We start from the raw sequence: 17,932 nt of genomic DNA on the forward strand, positions 1-17,932 counted from the left end.
CTACCTTTCAATTATTTAAAATAAATATTACAGATGAATTATTGAACTTTTATATCATAGTTCTCCAATTCCTTAAGAAACAAAGGAATTGATTTGTTAGAGGCATTCTTGTTCCAAGCAACTACAAGATCAATATAAGCGTCATTACCTTCAATATCAATATATTTAAGGTTTGGATTTGAACAGTTATTAAAGCAATGTGGGAGAATTGAGATCCCCATTCCAGCTTCAATTAAACACAATACAGTTTCAACATGATGAGGACGACTAACTATGTTAGGAGAAAATCCCCTGCTTGAACATAGGTTTATCAACAAATCGAATATTCCAGCAGAGTGTTGCCTATTAACGCTAATGAAAGATTCATTGGCTAACTCTGAAATATCGATAGATGTTTGGTTTGCCATAGGATGGTCATAAGGTAATACAACTTGAATAGAATCAGTGTATACTTTTTTCCAGGTTAAGTTGGGATTATCATGAACACTAAAAGATCGAGTAAATCCAAGATCAATGTCTCCATTCTCTAAAGCTTCAGTAATTTGTCCTGCGTTCATCTGCTCTAAGTCAATACCTATGCTTGGGTAAACAACTCGGAAACTCCTTAATAATTCTGGAAGCACACTTATAACTCTCACACCTAAAAGACCAATTCGTAAATTGCCTAATATACCCGTCGCAGCTTGCTGTGTTTTTTGAACAGCTTCATTAAACCTGTCCATAATAGCAATAGCTTCTTTTAATAATACCTTTCCAGCAGAAGTCAACCTAACTAAATGCTTATCCCTAATAAAAAGTTTTACGCCTAAATCCTTTTCTAAAGCAGCAATCTGATAACTTACTGCTGATTGTGCAACATAAAGATGTTTTGCAGTTTCAGTAAAATTTAGATGTTCAGCTACAGCAATAAAGTACTGTAATTGTCGAATATCCATAGTTCCTCCTGTTAATGCAGCTTAGTGCTTATTCTATAGCACTATTGTAACAGATTAAGAGTCTATTATAAATGTAGAAAACATTTGTAATATAATTTTTTGATTACAATAAATGAAATTATATATTTTATTTATTACCGAATAGCTTGTATAATAAGGTTAATCTCAATTGAAGATGAGCATATATGCTAATGCAAATTGTAGTACAGCTTGTGATCAAATTCAAAGTTAAAAAGATAACAATTAAGTTTATTTAATAACGCTAATCTGAGTAATGGTAGTTATCGACTGTTGACTTCAGTTTATGAGCGGTTAAATGATATCGATTCCACGTTTCCAATTTTACTATTAAATAGAGTTTTATAAAGAGGAGAAATTTTTTATGAAGAGAATAGATTTTGAAAATCATTTTTATGATATTAGCGTTATTGAAGCGCTGGCTGAGAGGACAGAATATCCTTACTATAGAAAAGACACAAATATAATCAACTGGGCAGAAGGGTTGGATATGCCACAGGGCGTCCTGCTTCCAATGCTGCTTGAGGTTGGAGAGAAACGACTTAAACTTATGGATGAACTTAAAATAGATACTGCTGTTATTAGTTGTTCGCCAGGAGCTGAGCAGTTGGATGTAAACGTAAGCATTGATGTATGCAAAAAAACAAATGATGTACTTTATCGTGTAACTCAAGCTTATCCGAGACGTTTTATAGGAAGCGCAATACTTCCTGTCAAAAATATAGATGCAGCCTGCGAAGAGCTTGAGCGTTGTGTAAAAGAACTTGGCTTTGTGGCATGGCATGCCCATTCAAATTTTGGACATGCTTCTCCAGATGAACTTAAGTATCGTCCGATATTTAAGAAGGCTGCAGAACTTGGAGTATATGTTTATTTGCATCCACAGCTTCCCAATATGGACAGAGTTTGTGATCTTGGATTCACTTTTGCAGGTCCTGGACTTGGATTCACGATGGACACTGTTATTACTATACTTCGTATGATTGCTACTGGGTTATTTGATGAGATACCTAATCTTAATGTTCTTCTCGGCCATCTTGGTGAGGGTATTCCATTTCTGTTGGATCGTATTGATAACAGAATGAACTTTTTACCTAATGCAAAGTTAAGTAATAAGCAGTTGCCTAGTTACTACTTTAAAAAGAACATAATGGTTACTACAAGTGGAAATATGTCTCCTGAGGCCTTCAAGTGTACTAAGGAAGTTTTAGGTATAGATCGTATTCTTTTCGGAAGTGATCATCCTTTTGAAAACGCTGCTGATATGGTGAAATTTGTAGACAATCTTTCTATTACTGATGATGAACGTGAGATGATGTATTACAAGAATGCAAAGAAGTTAAATGTATTCTAGTAACAAGGTAATTATGAGAGGGGAATTATATTTGTCAAGATATATATAAGCATATACAATCAATAAAGGGAGGATTCAATAATGTCAGTAATTAATGTTAACAAATTTATCGATGATAGTAAATTTACTAGGTTTCACCTTATTATATTTACTTTATTTCTAAGCATAATATCTTTTGATGGATTTGACATGGTGATATATGGTGCAACTATGCCAGTTTTAATGAAAAATTTTGGTATCAATGCAGCACAAGCAGGAGTTCTAGCTAGTTACGCCTTGTTTGGTGCAGCAGTAGGTGCTCTTACATTCGGCTTGCTAGCAGATAGAATTGGTCGTAAAAAGGTTATAATTATATGTGCTTTATTATTCAGTCTAGCTACATCTGCAACTGGGCTAACAAATAGTTCAAGTATGTTTGGAGTTCTTCGTTTCTTAACTGGTTTGGGACTAGGAGGGGTAATGCCTAATGTTGTTGCATTGACTACAGAATATGCGCCTCGTAAAAACAGGGCTATAGTTGTTGCTGCTATCTTTTCTGGAATGCAAATTGGAGGAATACTTGCTTCAGCAATTAGCATGTGGCTGTTACCACACTATGGATGGAGAGTAATATACTTTCTAGGAGGTATTCCTTTACTACTTATGCCTGCCTTCTTTAAGTATCTTCCAGAGTCTACTCTTCACTTAATTAAAGAAAATCGAGCAGGTGAATTGAAGGTTATATTACAAAATATACAAAAAGATATAGTTTTACCTGATGACGTAACTTTTGATATCAATAAAGGGACAGGTAAATCTCCGATTGCAGCATTATTTACTGAGAATAGAGCTCTCAGTACGGTATTAATTTGGGTTGTATTCTTTATGAATATGTATATGATTTTTGGATTAGGAACTTGGCTTCCAAAGTTGATGATGAGCGCTGGATTTGGACTTGGCTCAGGATTATTGTTCCTACTTACTCTAAACCTTGGTGCACTTCTAGGTAGTAATATTGCAGGACTAGTTGCTGATCGTATAGGTTATAAAGTTACACTAGTTGTTCTATACTTAATAGCCTTTGTAGCTATAATGCTAATGAGTATCTCAAGTAGTTTTGCTGTACAAATTGCTCTAGTTGCTTTAGCAGGTATAGGATTTTATGGTGGCCAGAATGTTTTAAATGCTTATGTAGGCCTTTTCTATCCTCCAATAATGAGATCGACTGCTATGGGATTTGCTTTTGGAACAGGTAGATTTGGAGCAATTTTTGGACCAGTGATTGCTGGTATTATAATGTCAATGAAGATGCCTTTGTTTGTTAACTTCATGGCATTGGCTGTTCCTGGACTCATAGCAGCAGTTGCTATTCTTATAGTTCAAGATAAACATAGTTTCCTTCAAAAGTCAAAAAGTAAACAGGAAACTATGTAATTAAGAAGTAAAGTCCACTATAATAACACCACCTTATTAATTGTATTAATGATAGTAAATGCAATTAAAGGTGGTGTTTGTTATATAATATAATTTTTTACTTAAATAATAATAATTACCTAAAGAAGTATTTCAATTAATTTATTATAATTTACTGTTTTACCTGTAAGTAATTCTACGCCATCTTTATGTGGGTATCTAAAGGAATTGGAGTTACCTGAATAGTTAAAGTAGTAATGTATATCTTTTCCGTTTTGGTTAATGCCTTTCTTTGTAATTAGCGAGAAGGAAATTTCTTGGTCAACTCCCCATAAATTAGCTTTATTTAAATCTTTTCTATAAAATCACTGCTGGGGAAACAACCTATATAAGTTGCAAGTCCTTTACCACAACTATTCTGAGTGACAGCAGCATATTTTCCCCTGTATGGATGATCGTAGTAAGCTAGGACTTTTGCTGTTTTTGGAGTTATAAATTCTATCCAGGTAGTTAAATTATTTTTTTCATTATTGACCTGTAAGGGGTTATCCTTCAAAGATATATTATTTTCAGCAATAAATTGACTATAATATATGCCGCAAGCTTCCCTATAATACCAGGTTGATGGGTGGATCTAACCTTTACATTTTCATCACGAAAACCGCTTCTAAAGGCATAGACAATATGACATCCCTTTTCCACTTGAATGGTGCTATGATGGAAAAGCCTATGAAAGAATTGGAGGATTTTTTGATACAACTAAATTCTTAGATGAATATTGTAAGTATGGTGGATTTACAGGAACTTTTGTTGGAATAACTTGTGCAGATCGTGTGCTACATAAACATTATGCAGATTTTGATTTCTTTAATTATGCAGCAGATGAATCAAGAAATGTAGATTAAAATTAGGTAGACTTTAGGTATAAACGAATTCTAAAATAAATACTGTGAATATGATAAATTTACACATTATAATGAATTTAACTCTCATCTTTATCTAGATAATAAAGATGAGAGTTTTTTGTTTATAAAAAATTCTAGATGAGTTTATAATAAATTTTAATAGATTATTCTATAAATAATTAGAATATTTGTTAAGTTATAAATATGAGTAGTTGGATATATTACAGTTAATATTTAGTAGTAATTTTTATAAAAGTGAAGGAAAATAGATTAATTTGTAGAATAAACTTATTTTGTAAAATAAACTTATGTGGTACAATCATATTGTTAATTTAAAAGGCATTATTGATACATAATTTTTTCATAAGTTATTACAGGAGGAGAATAAATTGCTTAAAAAATTTCTAGATATTCTTTTGGGAGAACCATTAACTAATGAACAAGGTTGTCATGAAAAGTACAACATCCCTTTTGGACTGGCAATTATGGCCAGTGATGCAATATCATCTGTAGCCTATGCTGCTCAGGAAATTCTTTTTGTTTTAATAGTTCTAGGAGCAGTAGCATATCAGTGGCTAACATGGACTTCCTTTATGATTATAGGATTATTAATAATATTAACAATTTCCTATATTCAAATTATTAGAGCTTATCCTCAAGGAGGGGGAGCTTATAAGGTAGCAAAGGAAAATATAGGTATAAAAGCTGGATTATCCGCTGGTGCAGGACTAATAATTAGCTACATACTTACTGTTGCGGTTAGTGCTAGTGCTGGTGCAGATGCTATTATTTCAGCGTTCGTTAATCTAGCAGAATATAAGGTTACCTTTGTTTTAATTATAATTGTAGTTTTAACAATTTTAAATTTAAGAGGTATAAGTGAATCTTCAAAAATTTTTGCTATACCTACTTATATTTTTATTTTTAGTATGGTTTCTATGATTATTTATGGTTTATTTAAATACTTTGTATTGAATATTCATCCAGAGCCTATGTTTTCTATTCCAACGAAGGCTGCAGAAAATATATCAATATTTCTTGTTTTAAGGGCTTTTTCTTCGGGATGTTCTGCGTTAACTGGTGTAGAAGCAGTAAGCAATTCCGTACCAAATTTTAAGGAACCAAGTCAAAAAAATGCAAAGATTGTTATGATATTGTTGGCAGCTTTAATCTTTTTCATATTTGGAGGGACCTCGGTACTTGCTATATTTTATACAGCTGTGCCGATTGCAAATGGTCCTACTGTTGTTTCGCAAATTGCCTTTGGTATTTTCCATAAGGGAATTATGTACTATATAATACAGTTTAGTACTGCTGTAATTTTACTTATGGCATGTAATACTGCATACACAGGTTTTCCAATGCTTATGTACATAGTTGGAAAGGACGGTTTTGCTCCAAGACAATTTACTATTAGAGGTAAACGACTCAGTTTTTCTTTTGGAATTAGTGCTTTATCATTTATAGCATGTCTTTTAGTTGTTATATTTAAAGCAGATACACATAGATTGATTCCTTTATATGCAGTTGGTGTATTTATATCCTTTACTTTAGGTCAGTTCGGTATGGTAAATCATTGGAGAAAAGAAAGAGGTAAAGGTTGGAAAAAGCGTGCGTCTATTAATGGCTTCGGTGCTTTGGTTACTTTATTAACAACAATAATAATTTTAATTGAGAAATTCAGTGAAGGAGCCTTTATAGTTACAATTTTAATTCCAATTATAATTCTAATTCAGATGAGGATTAAGGCTCATTATGATAAAGTTGCCTGTGGTTTAAGTATTAGTCAATTAAATTTGAAGAAGGTAGATTTAAGAATAAAGTATTCTCATATTGTAATAGTTCCTATTGCAAGCTTAAACAAGGCGACCATAGGTGCACTTCAATATGCTCAAAGTGTAAGTGAAAATGTTATTGCTATTAATATTTCAACAGATATGGAAGCAATGGAGAAGTTAAAACGTAGATGGGGTGAGCTAGACACTGATATTTTGCTTGTCGCAAAATATTCACCTTATAGAGCTGTAGTTACTCCTTTACTGAAATATATTACACAAATTGCAGATGCAGCAGGTGAAGACGAAAGAATAACGGTAATCGTACCTCAATTTGTTACTCATGAACATTGGGGAGAGGTTTTACATAATCATACGAGTTTATTTATTCGAGAAACTTTATTAAGAAACAATAATATAGTAGTCTCTACTTTTCCTTATCATTTACCAGTTGAAGATATTAATGAAGTAAACAAGTAGTTTATTATTATGTAAATTACAAAGATACTTGATAAGCCATTAGGCGAATATTTGGAAAAAGGATATCCCATGTTTGAGGATATCCTTTAAGTTTATAAATACTTTGTAAATTATGTAAAATTTTTAGACTAATTTCACTTGTTAATGTTAATATAGAATTTATAGAAAATTATTAGGAAGGAGTGGCAGATTATGAATAACGTAGGATTGGTACTTGAAGGCGGAGGCATGAGAGGATTATATACGTCTGGTGTTTTGGAATTTTTTATGGAGAAAGATTTATATTTTAATTATGTCATAGGGGTTTCAGCTGGCGCGTGTAATGCCGCTTCATATATATCAAAACAAAAAGGGAGGAATTTAAAAGTAAACACAGGATTTCTGAATAATTGGAGATATATGAGTATAAGAAATCTTATTCTGAAAAAATCGTTTTTTGGAATGGATTTTATTTTTAAAGAAATTCCTGATGAGCATGTTAAATTTGATTACGAAACCTTTCATGATGCAAAATGTGAATTTTTAGTAGGTGTAACTGATTGCAAAACTGGAAAACCAGTATATTTCAATAAAAATGATATTAAAAGAGATGGATTTGAGGTTTTAAGAGCAACCTCTTCATTACCACTTTTATCACCAATTGTTAACTTAAAGGGATATGAACTTTTAGATGGTGGTATATCAGATTCCATTCCAATTGCCAAATCAATTGAGGATGGTAACGATAAAAATATTATTATTTTAACTAGAAATAAAGGTTATAGAAAAAGCCCATTAAAATTTACTAATCTGATAAAAATGAAATACAAAAAATATCCTTTATTAATAGAGACAATGATGAATAGATATAAGAAATATAATGACACCTTGGATTACATAGAAGAATTAGAGAAGGAAGGTAAGGCAATAGTCATAAGAGCTTCTAAAGAAATAGAAGTTGATAGGCTTGAAAGAAATTCAGAAAAACTTCACAAACTATTTCAAAATGGATATGATGATACTGAGAACATTTATAAGAAAATTGTGAATTTTATTGAATAAATCAAATAGGCTATATTATTCTTTACTCTAAATCCCAAATGTGATATAATGACAAATACAAGAATGTCATAATAGCTAAGTTAAAAGGGAGTAGTTTGTTAGATATTGTCAACATATTGGTGTAAAACCTGGCAATGTCCGCATAAATGCGAAACGAGACTTTTGGCGTATTTTTAATACGCTAGGAGTCTTTTTATTTTTTTGTTTAAGGAGGAAAAGATATGATTATAACACTTTTAATTATGATTACTTCAGCACTTATAATATATTTTAGCTGTGAGTTGTTTGTAAATGGAATTGAATGGGTGGGAAAAGCATTTAAAATTTCCCAAAATGCAGTAGGATCAATTCTAGCAGCCTTTGGTACAGCGCTTCCTGAAAGTATTGTAACGTTTATAGCTGTGGTTTTTGGGGCAAATTCAAGTCAAAAAGACATTGGTGTTGGAGCAGCATTAGGAGGACCACTTGTTTTAAGTACACTCGCATATGCTATTGTTGGTATTAGTATAATTATTTTTAGCAGCAGAAGAAAACTTGGCAGCTGTATTAATGTTAATGGTGAAAAATTAGCAAGAGATCAGACTTGGTTTATGTGGATTTTTGTGTTTAAAATTGGACTAGGACTTGTAGCTTTTACAATAAAGCCTTGGTTAGGGTTCTTGTTTCTAATAGCTTATGGAGTTTATTTTTATAAAGAAATGAGTTCTGATGTAGTTGAAATTGCTGAAGAATTGGAACCATTAAAATTTAGTCCTAAAAGTGAAAATCCAAAGAAATCACTAATTTTAGTTCAAACTATAGTGTCACTTGTGCTCATTTTTGTTGGTTCGCAAATGTTTGTACATAATTTGGGGGCTTTAAGTGTTTCACTTGGGATGGCACCGCATATGGTTTCTTTACTATTAAGTCCAGTTGCTACAGAATTACCAGAAACATTGAATGCACTTATATGGGTAAGGCAAGGTAAAGAGAATTTGGCTCTTTCTAACATTAGTGGGTCTATGATGATTCAAGCCACAGTGCCAAGCGCATTAGGTATTATTTTTACTCCTTGGATGCTAGATAAATCTCTTATGATTGCAGCAATTATAACATTTATGGCTATTTTGTTAATATGGGCAACTCTAAAAAGAAGTTGTTTATCAGCTAAAAGGTTATCTTTTAATGCTGTGCTATATATTATATTCATTTTAGGAATACTTTATATAAAGAGAGGAGTATAATCTCTATAATAAAGCATTAAAAAAGCGTGTCTAATGACATGCTTTTTTAATTTATATTATGAAAATCTATCCAATATCCTTTTTGACAAATTTTTTAACACTCATAAATATAAAGAACACTAGATATACGCATACATAAACCATCATCCATACGCTTGGTGTGGTGGATTTTTCTGGTATACCAAAGCCCGTAAAAAGATTAAAAGAACCTAGGGAAGTAAAAATAGTAGAAATCATTTTCCGATAAGTTACTTCAAAAGGTGAAATCAAGCTGGAAATTATTCCAATGGTAGAAAGAGATTCATTATTAATATATACCCCTATCTGCTCCATTACCCCACCCATTAAACCAAGTATATATATTGCCATTATTAATATGCCATTGTTTAGAGTTTTAAATCTAGTGCTTCCATAGAGAGCTAGTGATAATATGGTTAAAGGTTGAAGAATAAAAAATAGTAGGCCTTTAGTAAGTAGCTTTAATCCAAAGGTTTCTATAATAGATATTTTACTAATAGTAGAAATAATAATTATCGCTGTGTAAAGAATGACACTATATAAAATAACGAGAAAAGCTGTGCCTAGATATTTTCCAAGTATATATTCTCTTCTTTTGATTGGCTTTGTTAAAATTGTCAAAATTGTTCCGTTCTCTAGTTCAGAAGAGACTATTCCAATGGAAAGCATTATGGTTAGAAAGCCTACAAGCATACTTGAAAAATAAAAGCCAACTATAGAAATAGTTGAAGAAAGATTTACAATCACATTTAACATACCATCATTTGAAGCCAGATTTCTATTTATAAATTTAAAAATAATAGTTAGAAGAATAAGATACAATATAGTTAATATTCCGATAAAATGAAAAATTTTTTTTCTATAAATTTCTTTAAAAGTGGAGAGCGCAATGGTAAACATTATTCCTACCTCCTTTCAACAAGTTTTATAAATAATTCTTCAAGACTATTTCTGTGAGGAGTAAGACCATAAAGTTTTCCTCCGCCAGACACAATTATTGAAGCAACTTCGTGTATTTCACTATTTTCTTTTACATGCATTTTTATATTCTTTCTGTCAAAAATTAAATTTTCATCAAATTTTTCAAGCTTATTTAAAATTTCATTGTTTACATCTTCAACATGGATATCTAAGACAGTATTTCCTTCTAGAAGATCATTCATTTTGCCTTGTCTTATGATAATGCCTTTGCTAATAATAGCAGCACTATCACAAATCATCTCCACTTCACTTAAAAGATGACTATTTAAGAATACAGTTTTTCTCATGCTTTTTAGCTGCAGCATGATGTCTCTGACTTCTTTTCTTCCTATAGGGTCAAGGGCTGAAGTAGGTTCATCTAAAAATAAAAGTTCTGGGTCACAAAGAAGAGCACTGGCAATTCCTATTCTTTGCTGCATGCCCTTACTATAGGTGCCTATTTTACTTGTTTCAGCACCCTTTAGGTTAACAATTTCAAGAACTTCATCTATTTTAATAGAAGAAGCCTTTTTGTCAAGCTTATATAATGAGGAGTGGAAGGACAGGAGGTCTAATCCTGTCATCCATTCCTGGTATTTAAAAAGTTCTGGAAGATAGCCTATTTTTTTTCTTGCTTCTAAATCTCCAATAGGTTTGCCAAGTACCTTAGCAGTTCCAGAAGTGGGAAAAAGTAGACCTACAATAGTTTTTATGAATGTACTTTTTCCTGCACCGTTAGGACCTAAAAATCCATAGATTTCACCTTGGTCTACAGATATATTTATATCTCTGCAGCCTTTATTATTGTCATATATTTTTGAAAGATTTTCTGTTTGAATTACCAAGTTTATCACCTCATAGACTTTGCAATTTGAATTAAATCCTCTTTAGCTATATTACCACTAATGTTAATTAAAACATCGTCTTTAAGAATTAAAACTGAAGGATGCTTGTAAGCATTATTTCCAAAATATCCAATAGCTTTCATTCCATCTATATTTAATTCTTCAGCTGTATCTCCTACATTAGGGACATACAAAGTACTTTTCCAGTCTTTCATAGACTTTAATTTTTTTTGCATATCCATTGGAAGTACAGAAAGATCAGAAAGAGCATTGAATAATTCATCAATATTTACGTCAGCAGGTGCAAGAATTTCTGGTATTTTGCTTTCTGTTATATAGATATTTTTATTAGTTTTAGAATCCTTGTAGTCAATATTTAGTGTTCCAGCTAGGTTAAAAGAAAAAGTTTTTCCATCTAAATTTTCAGGAAACATCTGTTTTCCTCCTAAAGATTTAAGAAGTCCATTTATATTTTCTATATTTAGAGTAAAATCAGTTTTTGATGGTTTAATCACAAAAACGCTTGATATGTCATTTTGCGATGGATTTTTAGGAAGTGATATTGCAAATGGTAGCATTTTTTTTGCTTCATCCATAGTTACATTTTTTGAATCGCCACCTTCATATTTAACCTTACCTATCTTTTCAATATTAATATCTCCTTTACGACTTTCAAGTTCATTTTGAAGTTTTTTAACATCTTCTAATGAAATATTTACACTTTTAATATCCTTTGCTCTAAAAATTGAAACTGCATTAATAACTGCTGCTCTTATAGGTTTTACTGTAACACAGGTAGTTAACACAAAGGCTGCACAGGCAGCTGCCGCTATTTTTTTATATCTTTTCATATTTTTAAATTCTCCTTTTTTATTTTTTGCTTTAATATTTATATTTTCTGTTTTTATAGAGGAGATATTAAACTCTTTCTTATAATCTTGAAGCTTCTCCATAGTAAAGCTGTTTGTTGAGTTCAATTCTTTATAAAGGTTCTTACACTTTTCACATTGAAAAAGATGCGTTTCTACTTCTTTCATTTCAATATCATTAAGTTCACCGTCAATATATGATTGAATGCTGCCTTCATTTAAACACTTCATTTTTATTCACCTCTATTTTCTGAATTTAAGTAATTTTTCTTAAATTTTGTTTGGGCCCTTGAGATAAGAGTACCGATAGAGTTTTTATCCACTCCAATTACTTCTGCGATTTCACTGTATTTATACCCTGAAAATTTAAGAAGCAGACACATACGATCTCTAGATGAAAGCATATTCAGCACTTTTTTAGTTAAATCCACTTCACAGTTGTTTATTGCAACTTCTTCAATCGAAATTACATTATCAGTTTCTTTTTCATAAATCATTTCATTTTTTCCTTCATGAATTTTTTTGTCTCTTATATAATTGTACGAAACATTGGCGGAAACCTTATTTAGCCATGCAGCAATATTGCTATGAACAGGTGGTGAATTATATAACTTTATAAATACCTCCTGTGTTAAATCTTCTGCAGCATGTATATCCTGTGTGAGGTAGGAGATTCTTCTGAAAATGGTGTCATAATATTTTTTATATGCTGTTTTAAAATTTTGCTCATATTTCTTTTTTTGAAAATAACTGATAACACCCATAGGTTGTTCTATTCCCTCCTCCCAGGTCATTGTTCAAAAGCTTTTGATCAATATATTCTAGAATATTTTTGATACCATTTTTTTCTTTAATTTCGGTATCTATAATATTAACACATGAGTATAAAAAGTTGTGACAAGGAATTAGAAAAAAATTTTACACATATGAATTTATTGAAAATTGAGTGATTAAGTTATATATAATTTATCCTTGCATTAGGTAAGCTTTATTTAAATATTATCTTGAATATTATGTAAAAGATGGTATATAATAAAATTACCGAACATTAGTTCGTAATAAGCGGAAAAATAGAAATTGAGAATAGTATGGAGGTGTAACTTATGTGTAATAAGAAAATAGAGAACCTTAGAGAAAAACTATATAAATTAATAGATGTTAAAGAGATAGAACTAACCGATGATAAAATTGTTAAAGCTAGTGAAGAATTAGATGAAGCCTTAAATAGTTTAGTTGGGAATAGAGTAGAAGATTAGAAACTTATAAGAGAGACTTTAGTTACCAATGACGGCTTCATTTACCAATAAAATGTATTGTAATGATGGTAGACAAGCCATACTTAAAAGAATAGAATTAAAGCATAATTGTCTTAATAATACATAAGGAGAAGTGGAAGATGAAGATAGACCAATTGCAACAATTAAAAACCAATGGAATACAGCAAACAAACATTAACAAAGTCAGTACTAATGATAACTCTATTTTTTCAAAAAAACTTGAAGAATTAATGCAAAGTGTCTCTAGTCAAAATAATAGTGATTCTATCAATAATAATGCTTTAGAAGCTTTAATTAATACTATTGCTTCTCAAAATAATAGTAGTTCTACAAGTGGACTTGATAGTTTAGGATTACAGCCAGATAAAATATCAAGAATGATGGAACTATTATCTTCTAATAATTCGGCATCAGAGTCACAAAAACTATCATTGGCTAATGCTTTAAATATAGATGATAGCAGTGATGGTGATGATGATAGTGTTAGTAGTGATAGCAGTGCTTTGGGAATAGGAAACATAATGGGAGAAGGTAGTGATATGACACAATTACTTCAAGCAGTGATGGAAAGTCAGAATGTTAGTAGTACAACAAATGAAAATACCCAAAGTAAATCTAAGGAACAACAGAAAAATGAGGCAGTAATCACTAGCAGCAATGAAGTATAATTATTAATTTTTTTTATGAATATGTTGAATTTAAAAAATACATATGGTATAATTTTCTAAAAGGGGAGCTTGTTCTGCAGGCTGAGAGGAAGTTTGTACTTCGACCCATGACTTGATTCGGATAATGCCGACGTAAGGAAATATTTAATTTATACTATTTGCTTATATTTTACGAGTATGAATGGAATATGCCTTATGTGGTGTATTCCATTTTTTATGCCTAAAAGAAGCGTAGGGGGAGCGCCCTAAGCTTAGGGCAAAATACAACTAAATAGCGAGGGAACTTGTGTTTCAAGGTGAGAGGAAGCTTTTGAGCTTCGACCGACTATCATGGCTTATGCCGTATAGGGAAGTGCTATTTAGTTACTCTAAAATTATACCTTTTTAATGGTGTTTATTCCCTATGTGACATGGTCAGGAGAATAAATATTATTATGGAGGTATTTTATTATGGAAAGAAACTCAAAACTATTAAAAAGACTTATGCTCGCAATGATGGTGGCAATGGGTGTTGTTATTTCACCAATTCTCCGTATTGAAGGAATGTGCCCTATGTCGTCTGTTATTAATATCGCATGTGCTGTTATTCTTGGACCTTGGTATGCAATACTTAATGCTACATTGATTGGGATGCTCAGAATGGTTATTATGGGAATTCCACCTTTAGCTTTAACTGGGGCAGTTTTTGGAGCTGCTTTATCTGGAGTTTTATACAGGGCATCCAAGGGAAAGGTGATTTTTGCGGTTTTAGGTGAAGTTATAGGAACTGGAATTATAGGAGCTGTAGCTTCATACCCTGTTATGACCTTTATTTGGGGAAGAGCAGGGCTTACATGGTTGTTTTATGTTCCTTTATTTTTTATGGCAACAATTATCGGAGGAACAATTGCATTTGTATTCCTAGGAGCATTAAGTAGAACAGGTATGCTTGCAAAAATTCAGAGACGTTTGGGGGCTGAAGTTTATGATAAAGCAAGAGCTATTAGTAGGCAAATTATTGCAAATAAAACAAAATGTTAAATTAGGAAAGCCACTTATACACTATATTACAAATCCAATATCAATAAATGATTGTGCCAATATGGTACTTGCTGTTGGCGCAAAGCCAATTATGGCTGAACATCCTTTAGAGGTTTCTGAGATTACTACGGTTTCTAAAGCACTTGCTGTTAACCTTGGGAATATAACCGATGTTAGAATGGAATCTATGATGATCTCAGGTAGAACAGCTTTTAAAAGAAAAATTCCACAGGTAATTGATCTTGTAGGTGTTGGATGCAGTAAACTTCGACTAGACTATGCAAAAAGATTTATTTCAGAATGTCATCCAAGTGTTATTAAGGGCAATACGTCTGAAATAAAAGCAATCTGCGGTGTGAAAAGCAGTGCAAAAGGAATAGATGTTGGAGTAAGCGATATCATAACGGAGCAAAACTTTGCTGAGAATATAGAAATATTAAAGGAATTATCGCTACAAACAGGTTCTGTTATTACAGCGACAGGTGTGGTAGATATAATAACAGATGGCACTTATACATTCTTAATAACAAATGGTTGTGAAATGCTTTCAATGGTAACAGGGACAGGTTGTATGCTTACTGCACTTATAGCAAGCTATATTTCTTATGGCAATATACTAGAAGGCACTGTTCTTGCAACAGCACTTATGGGAATATGCGGTGAACTCTCTGAAAATGTTAAAGGAACTGCGAGTTTTAAAACTGAGCTTATAGATAATATCTTTAGCATTTCTGATGATGTTGTGATGAAAAAAATAAAATATAAATTAAGATGAATTTAACATATTTTAATTAATAAGTAATGAGCTGTTGCGACAGCTCATTTTTATTTTTAAATTTTACTTATCTATTGAAAGACTTTATAAATGTAGCAAAAAAGCATAACTAATGAAAATTTAGATATACTAAAGGATATATTGATTCGATTTTAGCAGCAATTTGCAGTATCCTTTTAGGAGGTAGTAGCATGTTACAAAGATTCTTAGATATTTTGCTTGGTAAGCCACTGCCAAATGAGCAGACATCACATGAAAAATATAATGTCTTATTTGGATTAGCCATTATGGCCAGCGATGCTATTTCGTCCGTTGCATATGCAGCAGAAGAAATCTTACTTGTATTAATAGGTGTGTTAGGTTTAACGGCCTATACCTGGCTTGGATGGATATCATTAATGATTATAGGGTTGTTATTTATTCTTACAGTATCCTATATTCAAATTATTAGAGCATATCCTCAAGGTGGAGGTGCTTATATAGTTGCTAAAGAGAATTTAGGAGTAAGACCAGGATTAGTTGCTGCATCGTCACTATTAATAGATTACATATTGACTGTTGCAGTAAGTGCTAGTGCTGGAATTGCAGCAATGATTTCAGCTTTTCCTGAGTTAGGAACTCATAAGATTTCATTAGTAATAGGATTAATTATTATACTGACTATCTTAAATCTAAGAGGAGTTAGTGAATCATCTAAAATATTTAGTATACCTACCTATCTCTTTATATTAGGTATGATAAGTATGATTATATATGGTTTTATAAAATTTTCTTTATATGGCGCGGTAGCGCCTATGGTAAATACGCCCATTAAGGCAACTGGAACATTGACTATATTTTTGATTCTCAGAGCTTTTTCTTCAGGTTGTTCAGCATTAACAGGGTTAGAAGCTGTAAGTAATGCAGTTCCTAGCTTTAAAGAACCTAGCCAAAGAAACGCTAAAATAGTCATGATATCATTATCAAGCTTAATATTATTTATCTTTGGGGGTACTTCACTATTAGCTAGATTTTATCATGCCGTACCAACAGAAAATGTTACGGTTTTAGCACAAATAGCATTTGGTGTATTTGGTAAAAGTTTTATGTATTATTTTATACAAATTACTACAGCTATAATATTGCTTATGGCATGCAATACAGCTTTTACAGGGTTTCCTATGTTGATGTATGTGGTTGCTAGGGACGGATTTGCACCAAGACAGTTTACTATAAAAGGTAAAAGATTAAGTTTTTCAATAGGTATTGAAGTATTATCAACTATTGCGGCGATATTAGTACTTATATTTAAGGCAGATGTTCATAGCCTGATTCCTTTGTATTCAGTAGGCGTTTTCTTGTCCTTCACCTTAGCGCAAACAGGTATGGTACTTCACTGGAGAACTAGTAAAGAACCTGGATGGAAGAAGCGTGCAGCAATTAATGGTATAGGTGCTATAGTAACTATAATAACAACCTTTATAATTATATATGAAAAAGCATTAGCCGGTGCATGGATAGTTCTTGTTTTAATTCCTATAATTGTTGTAATTATGGCATCTATAAAGAGGCACTATAATCAAGTTGCAGAAAAGCTAAGAGCCACAAAAGAAGAGATATTAACTATAAAGTTAGGCAAACCATTTACACATATTTGTATAATTCCTATTGCAAGTTTAACTAAAGCAACTTTAGAAGCGCTACAATATGCAAGAAGTATTACACCCAATGTAATTGCTTTAAATGTATCTATAGATAAAAATGCTATGGAAAAGCTGGAAAGTAGATGGAATGAATTAGATACCGATATATTACTAGTAACCAAATATTCGCCATACAGGCGAATAGTGTCTCCATTGCTTGGCTATATAAAGATTATAGCCGATGCGGCTTCCGAGGATGAGAAAATAACTGTAATATTACCACAATTTATAACTAATAAGTGGTGGGGAAATTTACTTCATAATCATACAGGATTCTTTCTCAGGGAGAGCTTATTGAACAATAGTAATATCGTAATATCAACTTATCCGTATCATTTAAATGATGACTAATGACATTATAAGCTATCAGATGAAGAAAAGAGAATTAGTTTATTTATAATTTTATAATACAGGAATATAATAAAAAGGCTGTATATAAGCGACAGACAATCATGATAGTGGCTTTCACCACAATCAATGAAAACTAAATGTCAGTGAATATCCTAGCAGTGGTACAATAAAGATGCCGGTAGAAGTCGGAAGGGGATTGGTACTACCAAGTCCGTGCGACAGACTGATTATCAGCTCCTTTGGTGTACCACTTTTTGTTGCCACTTTTTTATAGTGAGCACGTAGGACAGCCAACATTTAAGGAAGGAGCTGCACTGGCTTATTGAGTACACGTATACGTAAAG

At 31.9% G+C, this 17,932-nt stretch carries 17 protein-coding genes and 1 riboswitch; of the genes, 11 read left to right on the top strand and 6 right to left on the bottom strand.

Going from position 1 to position 17,932, the window contains the following annotated elements; all coding sequences use genetic code 11:
- Positions 1–38: 38 nt before the first annotated feature.
- Positions 39–935, bottom strand: coding sequence for a LysR family transcriptional regulator (locus I6U48_RS16295; protein ID WP_218321529.1), 897 nt, complete (start codon positions 933–935; stop codon positions 39–41).
- Positions 936–1,317: 382 nt separating this feature from the next.
- Here I6U48_RS16295 and I6U48_RS16300 point away from each other — a divergent pair, with 382 nt between their 5' ends.
- A complete protein-coding gene (locus I6U48_RS16300; protein WP_218321530.1) occupies positions 1,318–2,307 on the top strand; it encodes an amidohydrolase family protein in 990 nt (329 codons plus the stop codon).
- Positions 2,308–2,388: 81 nt separating this feature from the next.
- A complete protein-coding gene (locus I6U48_RS16305; protein ID WP_218321531.1) occupies positions 2,389–3,720 on the top strand; it encodes an MFS transporter in 1,332 nt (443 codons plus the stop codon).
- 325 nt (positions 3,721–4,045) lie between these two features.
- Here I6U48_RS16305 and I6U48_RS16310 read toward each other — a convergent pair whose 3' ends face one another.
- Entirely contained in the window at positions 4,046–4,255 is a 210-nt protein-coding gene (locus I6U48_RS16310; protein ID WP_218321532.1) for a beta-galactosidase trimerization domain-containing protein, read from the bottom strand.
- 133 nt (positions 4,256–4,388) lie between these two features.
- On the opposite strand from I6U48_RS16310, the gene I6U48_RS16315 reads away from it, so the two are divergent.
- From I6U48_RS16315 to I6U48_RS16330, 4 genes are all read left to right on the top strand, one after another.
- Positions 4,389–4,604: a beta-xylosidase family glycoside hydrolase gene (locus I6U48_RS16315; protein WP_376774574.1), complete on the top strand. Its 216-nt coding sequence runs from the start codon at positions 4,389–4,391 to the stop codon at positions 4,602–4,604.
- A gap of 389 nt (positions 4,605–4,993) precedes the next feature.
- Complete coding sequence (locus tag I6U48_RS16320) at positions 4,994–6,859, top strand: APC family permease (RefSeq protein WP_218321533.1); 1,866 nt, start codon at positions 4,994–4,996, stop codon at positions 6,857–6,859.
- A gap of 192 nt (positions 6,860–7,051) precedes the next feature.
- The gene (locus I6U48_RS16325) at positions 7,052–7,900 is read left to right on the top strand and encodes a patatin-like phospholipase family protein (RefSeq protein ID WP_218321534.1); all 849 of its coding nucleotides are present in this window, start codon (positions 7,052–7,054) and stop codon (positions 7,898–7,900) included.
- 221 nt (positions 7,901–8,121) lie between these two features.
- Positions 8,122–9,123: a sodium:calcium antiporter gene (locus I6U48_RS16330; RefSeq protein WP_218321535.1), complete on the top strand. Its 1,002-nt coding sequence runs from the start codon at positions 8,122–8,124 to the stop codon at positions 9,121–9,123.
- Between the two features lie 66 nt (positions 9,124–9,189).
- On the opposite strand, the gene I6U48_RS16335 is transcribed toward I6U48_RS16330, so the two are convergent.
- From I6U48_RS16335 to I6U48_RS16350, 4 genes are read right to left on the bottom strand one after another with little or no spacing between them, the layout of a single operon-like run.
- On the bottom strand, positions 9,190–10,041 hold the full coding sequence (locus tag I6U48_RS16335; protein WP_218321536.1) for an ABC transporter permease: 852 nt from the start codon (positions 10,039–10,041) through the stop codon (positions 9,190–9,192).
- A gap of 5 nt (positions 10,042–10,046) precedes the next feature.
- Positions 10,047–10,946 (bottom strand): ABC transporter ATP-binding protein, encoded by a 900-nt coding sequence (locus tag I6U48_RS16340; RefSeq protein WP_218321537.1) that lies wholly within the window; start codon positions 10,944–10,946, stop codon positions 10,047–10,049.
- Positions 10,947–10,951: 5 nt separating this feature from the next.
- Complete coding sequence (locus tag I6U48_RS16345) at positions 10,952–12,046, bottom strand: anti-sigma factor family protein (protein WP_218321538.1); 1,095 nt, start codon at positions 12,044–12,046, stop codon at positions 10,952–10,954.
- 2 nt (positions 12,047–12,048) lie between these two features.
- Positions 12,049–12,579 (bottom strand): sigma-70 family RNA polymerase sigma factor, encoded by a 531-nt coding sequence (locus tag I6U48_RS16350; RefSeq protein ID WP_218321539.1) that lies wholly within the window; start codon positions 12,577–12,579, stop codon positions 12,049–12,051.
- 339 nt (positions 12,580–12,918) lie between these two features.
- On the opposite strand from I6U48_RS16350, the gene I6U48_RS16355 reads away from it, so the two are divergent.
- The 5 genes from I6U48_RS16355 (at position 12,919) to I6U48_RS16375 (ending at position 17,588) form a co-directional block, all read left to right on the top strand.
- Complete coding sequence (locus tag I6U48_RS16355; protein ID WP_246615399.1) at positions 12,919–13,071, top strand: aspartyl-phosphate phosphatase Spo0E family protein; 153 nt, start codon at positions 12,919–12,921, stop codon at positions 13,069–13,071.
- 140 nt (positions 13,072–13,211) lie between these two features.
- Positions 13,212–13,760, top strand: coding sequence for a hypothetical protein (locus I6U48_RS16360; RefSeq protein WP_218321540.1), 549 nt, complete (start codon positions 13,212–13,214; stop codon positions 13,758–13,760).
- A 51-nt stretch (positions 13,761–13,811) separates the two neighbouring features.
- Positions 13,812–13,916: riboswitch (TPP riboswitch) on the top strand.
- A gap of 294 nt (positions 13,917–14,210) precedes the next feature.
- The gene (gene thiW / locus I6U48_RS16365; RefSeq protein WP_218321541.1) at positions 14,211–14,780 is read left to right on the top strand and encodes an energy coupling factor transporter S component ThiW; all 570 of its coding nucleotides are present in this window, start codon (positions 14,211–14,213) and stop codon (positions 14,778–14,780) included.
- On the top strand, positions 14,758–15,555 hold the full coding sequence (thiM, locus tag I6U48_RS16370; protein WP_218321543.1) for a hydroxyethylthiazole kinase: 798 nt from the start codon (positions 14,758–14,760) through the stop codon (positions 15,553–15,555). The genes thiW and thiM overlap by 23 nt, the downstream gene beginning before the upstream one ends.
- 191 nt (positions 15,556–15,746) lie before the next feature.
- Positions 15,747–17,588, top strand: a complete 1,842-nt coding sequence (locus I6U48_RS16375) for an APC family permease (protein WP_218321542.1) — start codon at positions 15,747–15,749, stop codon at positions 17,586–17,588.
- Positions 17,589–17,932 lie beyond the last annotated feature (344 nt).

The sequence above is a fragment of the Clostridium thailandense genome (assembly GCF_019207025.1).
Taxonomy (GTDB): domain Bacteria; phylum Bacillota; class Clostridia; order Clostridiales; family Clostridiaceae; genus Clostridium_AM; species Clostridium_AM thailandense.

Bases quoted from the DNA above. Each gene is read 5' to 3' on its own strand.
- I6U48_RS16345 (WP_218321538.1), bottom strand. From the start codon at position 12,046: ATGAAGTGTTTAAATGAAGGCAGCATTCAATCATATATTGACGGTGAA.
- I6U48_RS16360 (WP_218321540.1), top strand. From the start codon at position 13,212: ATGAAGATAGACCAATTGCAACAATTAAAAACCAATGGAATACAGCAA.
- I6U48_RS16330 (WP_218321535.1), top strand. From the start codon at position 8,122: ATGATTATAACACTTTTAATTATGATTACTTCAGCACTTATAATATAT.
- I6U48_RS16325 (WP_218321534.1), top strand. From the start codon at position 7,052: ATGAATAACGTAGGATTGGTACTTGAAGGCGGAGGCATGAGAGGATTA.
- I6U48_RS16355 (WP_246615399.1), top strand. From the start codon at position 12,919: ATGTGTAATAAGAAAATAGAGAACCTTAGAGAAAAACTATATAAATTA.
- I6U48_RS16305 (WP_218321531.1), top strand. From the start codon at position 2,389: ATGTCAGTAATTAATGTTAACAAATTTATCGATGATAGTAAATTTACT.
- I6U48_RS16300 (WP_218321530.1), top strand. From the start codon at position 1,318: ATGAAGAGAATAGATTTTGAAAATCATTTTTATGATATTAGCGTTATT.
- thiW (WP_218321541.1), top strand. From the start codon at position 14,211: ATGGAAAGAAACTCAAAACTATTAAAAAGACTTATGCTCGCAATGATG.
- I6U48_RS16375 (WP_218321542.1), top strand. From the start codon at position 15,747: ATGTTACAAAGATTCTTAGATATTTTGCTTGGTAAGCCACTGCCAAAT.
- I6U48_RS16335 (WP_218321536.1), bottom strand. From the start codon at position 10,041: ATGTTTACCATTGCGCTCTCCACTTTTAAAGAAATTTATAGAAAAAAA.
- I6U48_RS16350 (WP_218321539.1), bottom strand. From the start codon at position 12,579: ATGGGTGTTATCAGTTATTTTCAAAAAAAGAAATATGAGCAAAATTTT.
- I6U48_RS16295 (WP_218321529.1), bottom strand. From the start codon at position 935: ATGGATATTCGACAATTACAGTACTTTATTGCTGTAGCTGAACATCTA.